The 4,011-nt window shown below is 60.8% G+C and carries 4 protein-coding genes; all 4 read left to right on the forward strand.

Annotation, left to right across the window (positions count from 1 at the left end):
* The coding region (locus tag L0H65_RS15790; RefSeq protein WP_301460048.1) for an aminotransferase class V-fold PLP-dependent enzyme at window positions 1-871 on the forward strand (871 nt) is incomplete at its 5' end.
* Window positions 872-1,069: 198 nt separating this feature from the next.
* Complete coding sequence (locus tag L0H65_RS15795) at window positions 1,070-2,482, forward strand: deoxyribodipyrimidine photo-lyase (RefSeq protein ID WP_301460050.1); 1,413 nt, start codon at window positions 1,070-1,072, stop codon at window positions 2,480-2,482.
* Between the two features lie 78 nt (window positions 2,483-2,560).
* The gene (locus L0H65_RS15800) at window positions 2,561-3,772 is read left to right on the forward strand and encodes a cyclopropane-fatty-acyl-phospholipid synthase family protein (RefSeq protein ID WP_301460052.1); all 1,212 of its coding nucleotides are present in this window, start codon (window positions 2,561-2,563) and stop codon (window positions 3,770-3,772) included.
* Between the two features lie 31 nt (window positions 3,773-3,803).
* On the forward strand, window positions 3,804-4,011 hold a 208-nt coding region (locus L0H65_RS15805; RefSeq protein ID WP_301460054.1), incomplete at its 3' end, for a TrgA family protein.

Raw genomic sequence — 4,011 nt, forward strand, 5'->3', positions numbered from 1 at the left:
GGCCAATAGCGGCGTCTGGCGGCGTCTGGCCAAAGACGGCGTGGAGGTTCGCGAGTGGAAGATTGATCCGCAAACCGGCCATCTGGACCTGGAGGCGCTGCGGCGGTTGCTGGCGGATGGCAAGGTTCGGATGCTGTGTTTCCCGCATTGCTCCAACGTGGTGGCCGAGGTGAACCCGGTTGCCGAGATTTGCGCCATGGCGCGGGAAGCCGGTGCGTTCACCTGCGTCGATGGCGTCAGCTACGCGCCACACGGATTTCCGGACATGGACGCGCTTGGGGCGGATATCTATCTGTTTTCAGCCTACAAGACCTATGGCCCGCATCAGGGTATAATGGTCATCCGTCGCGCGGCGGGGGAGGCGCTGCCCGCGCAATGCCATTACTTCAATGAAAGCAGCCTTTACAAGCGATTCACACCGGCCGGGCCGGACCATGCGCAAGTCGCGGCTTGTGCGGGAATGGCGGATTATATCGACGCGCTGCATGCCCACCACTTCCCCGGCAATAAAGCCACGCCGCTCGAACGCAACAACGCGGTACATGGTTTGATGCGTGCGCATGAGGTTCGCTTGCTGCAACCCCTGCTCGACCATCTGGCGGCGCGCAATGACCTGCGCCTGATCGGGCCGCGCGATGCGACCCGCCGGGCACCAACGGTCGCGGTGGCGCTGGACCGGGAGGCGGGGCCGGTCGCCCGCGATCTGGCCGCGCATGGTATCATGGCGGGGGGCGGCGATTTTTACGCCGTGCGCGCCTTGGAAGCCATGGGCGTTGATACGGCACGCGGCGCGCTGCGGTTGAGCTTTGTGCATTACACCGAGCAGGACGAAGTGGCGCGGTTGATCAAGGCGTTGGACGCGGTGTTGTGACCGGGCAAGGGGGGCTGTCTGCCCCCCAATCCGTTTTTGCAAAGGGGCAAAAACTTCCCCCCCCGAGGATATTTTTTACAGAGAAGATGCAGAGAAGGTTCGGCGGATGTGCAGAAAGGGTATCGAGGCGATAGTGATAAGTGATCCACTCCAGGGGCGCGGGCGTATCGCCTTGAAATGACCGAATGACTGGACCCGATGCCCGCAAGCCCCTTGATCCTTTGGATTCGCCGCGACCTTCGCCTTTCTGACAACCCGATGTTGGCACGCGCAGCGGCCAGCGGGCGTCCGGTGATCCCGCTGTTCATTCTGGACCCGGAGACGGAGCAGATCGGTGCTGCCGCGAAATGGCGGTTGGGGCTTGGGCTGGCGGAATTTGCGCGCAGGCTGGATGCAGTTGGCAGCCGTCTGATCCTGCGGCGTGGGCCGGCCGTGGCGGTGTTGCAATCGGTGGTGGCGGAAACCGGTGCCGGGGCCGTGCATTGGGCGCGGCTTTATGATGCAACGGCGAAGGCGCGCGACACGCGGGTCAAGGCGGAACTGCGCCGCGCCGGGGTGGAGGCGGAAAGCCATCCGGGGCATTTGCTGTTTGAGCCCTGGACGATTGAAACCGGGCAGGGCGGATACTACAAGGTCTATTCGCCGTTTTGGCGCGCTGTAAAGAACCGTCCGGTCGACGCGCCGACCTCTGCGCCGAAGCGATTGGCGCAACCAGTGGCTTGGCCTGCGTCAGAGGCATTGGCGGACTGGCAGATGGGGCAGGCGATGCAGCGCGGTGCCGAAGTCGTGGCAAAGCATGTGGGTGTTGGCGAGGCGGTGGCGCAGCGGCGGTTATCGGAATTCCTCGATGGTCTGATTGATGACTACAAGAGCCTGCGTGATTTCCCGGCGCTGAACGCAACCTCGCGACTTTCCGAGAACCTGACCTGTGGCGAAATCGGCCCGCGCACGATCTGGCATGGCGGCATGAGGGCGCTTTTGGAGGGTCGCGCCGGGGCCGAGCAGTTCCTGAAAGAACTGGTCTGGCGCGAATTTTCCTATCATCTGTTGCATCACTGCCCCGAGATCACCGATCAACCCTGGCGCGCGGAATGGGCTGCTTTCCCGTGGCGGGGCGACAATGCGGATGCCGAGCGCTGGCGGCAGGGCATGACGGGGGAGCCGTTCGTCGATGCCGCGATGCGTGAGATGTATGTGACCGGCACGATGCACAACCGCGCGCGTATGATCGTGGCCTCATACCTGACCAAGCATCTGATGACCGACTGGCGCGTCGGCCAGTGCTGGTTTGCGCAATGCCTGACCGATTGGGATGTGGCTTCCAACGCGATGGGGTGGCAATGGGCCGCCGGGTCCGGCCCGGATGCCGCGCCATACTTCAGGATTTTCAACCCGGCGACGCAGGCGGAGAAGTTCGACCCGAAATCCAGCTATCGCAAGCGCTACATCGCTGAATTGAGTCCAAACCCGGGATGTGAGGCATTGGACTATTTTGCTGCCATACCGCGCGCATGGGCGCTTTCGCCCGAGGCGCGCTATCCTGACCGGATCATTGATCTCGCCGCAGGGCGGGCGCGCGCACTTGCGGCTTATCAGGCGCGAAACTTCTGATGGATCGAAACTTTTGTTCGGCGCGTTGCGTAACATAAGAACAGGCGCAGGTGAATTCGGCTTTTGGTAGGGTGAACGATGGAAATTCTGACCGCGATCGACGGGCAAACGAACCTGCCGCGCTATTTTGCGCAGGTTTTCGCGCAGGCGAAAGGTCTGGGCCATGGACGGCTGGATCTTGTGCTGGGTGACGGGCGCTGCTTTCGCGTCCAAGGGTCGGCCCGCGGCCCGCATGCGGTGCTGGAGGTCCACAACCGCGATCTGTTTGCGCGGTTAATCCGCGAAGGCGATATCGGATTTTCCGACGCCTATCTCGAAGGCTGGTGGTCAAGCCCGGATCTGCAAGCCTTCATGGATCTGGTGCATGCCGATAATGATGCGATCTATGACAGCTTTTACGGCATGGCTGTGATCCGGTTTTATGAACGTATCCGCCATGTTCTGCGGGGCAATTCCAAACGTCAGGCGAAAAGGAATATTTCCTATCACTACGATCTCGGCAATGATTTCTACAGACTCTGGCTGGATGAGACGATGACCTATTCCTCTGCCCTGTTCACCACAGGGCAGGAAAGCCTTGAGAAGGCGCAGGCGCAGAAATATGCCTCCATGCTGGATCAGATGGGGGTCGCGTCCGGTGATCATATTCTGGAAATCGGCTGCGGCTGGGGTGGTTTTGCCGAATATGCCGCAGGTCAGCGCGGCTTGCGGGTCACTGGGCTGACCATTTCCAAGGCGCAATATGACTACGCCGTGGCGCGAATGGCGGCTGCGGGGCTGGCGGATCGTGTCACGATCAAGTTGCAGGACTACCGTGATGAAACCGGGCTGTATGATGGCGTGGCGAGCATCGAGATGTTCGAGGCGGTGGGCGAGAAATACTGGCCGGTCTATTTCGAGAGCCTGCGCAATCGGCTGAAACCAGGCGCGAATGCGACGTTGCAGATCATTACCTTACAGGAAAAACGCTTCAAGATGTATCGCAAAGGCGTTGATTTTATTCAAAAGCACATATTTCCCGGCGGCATGTTGCCCAGCCAGAGCGTTCTGCGGGCCGAGGTGGTGCGGGCGGGGCTTGTGATAAACGGCTCCATCGAGTTCGGCAAAAGCTACAGTGACACCCTGCGGCGTTGGCATCAGGCGTTCAACGCAAGATGGGATGAGGTTGCCAGCCTCGGCTTCGATGAACGGTTTCGCCGGATGTGGAATTACTATCTCACCTCTTGCGCTGGCGCGTTTCAGGGGGGAAACTGTGACGTAACACAGATCACCGTGACGCGGCCGCAATAGGGCGCTTCGCGCCAAGCATTGCAGGGATTAGATGCCGACGATTTCAAAACTGGTTGCTGCCTTCGCCTTTGCCATCGTCGCCGCTTTCGCCGCTGAACTGTTCAAGCCACAGATGCCGGAGGGCACGCAATTTGGCTATTTTACCGTGATTTGCGCGGTGATCGGTCTGATCTGCGGTTGGCGCGTCATGGGCAATCTGGTCGGGCGCGGCTACCGCGCTGCGATGGGCTATGGGTTGC

This window comes from Pseudorhodobacter sp. (assembly GCF_030452865.1).
GTDB lineage: Bacteria > Pseudomonadota > Alphaproteobacteria > Rhodobacterales > Rhodobacteraceae > Pseudorhodobacter.

Excerpts from the sequence above, each read along its gene's own strand:
- L0H65_RS15795 (WP_301460050.1), top strand. The coding sequence starts at position 1,070 with ATGCCCGCAAGCCCCTTGATCCTTTGGATTCGCCGCGACCTTCGCCTT.
- L0H65_RS15800 (WP_301460052.1), top strand. The coding sequence starts at position 2,561 with ATGGAAATTCTGACCGCGATCGACGGGCAAACGAACCTGCCGCGCTAT.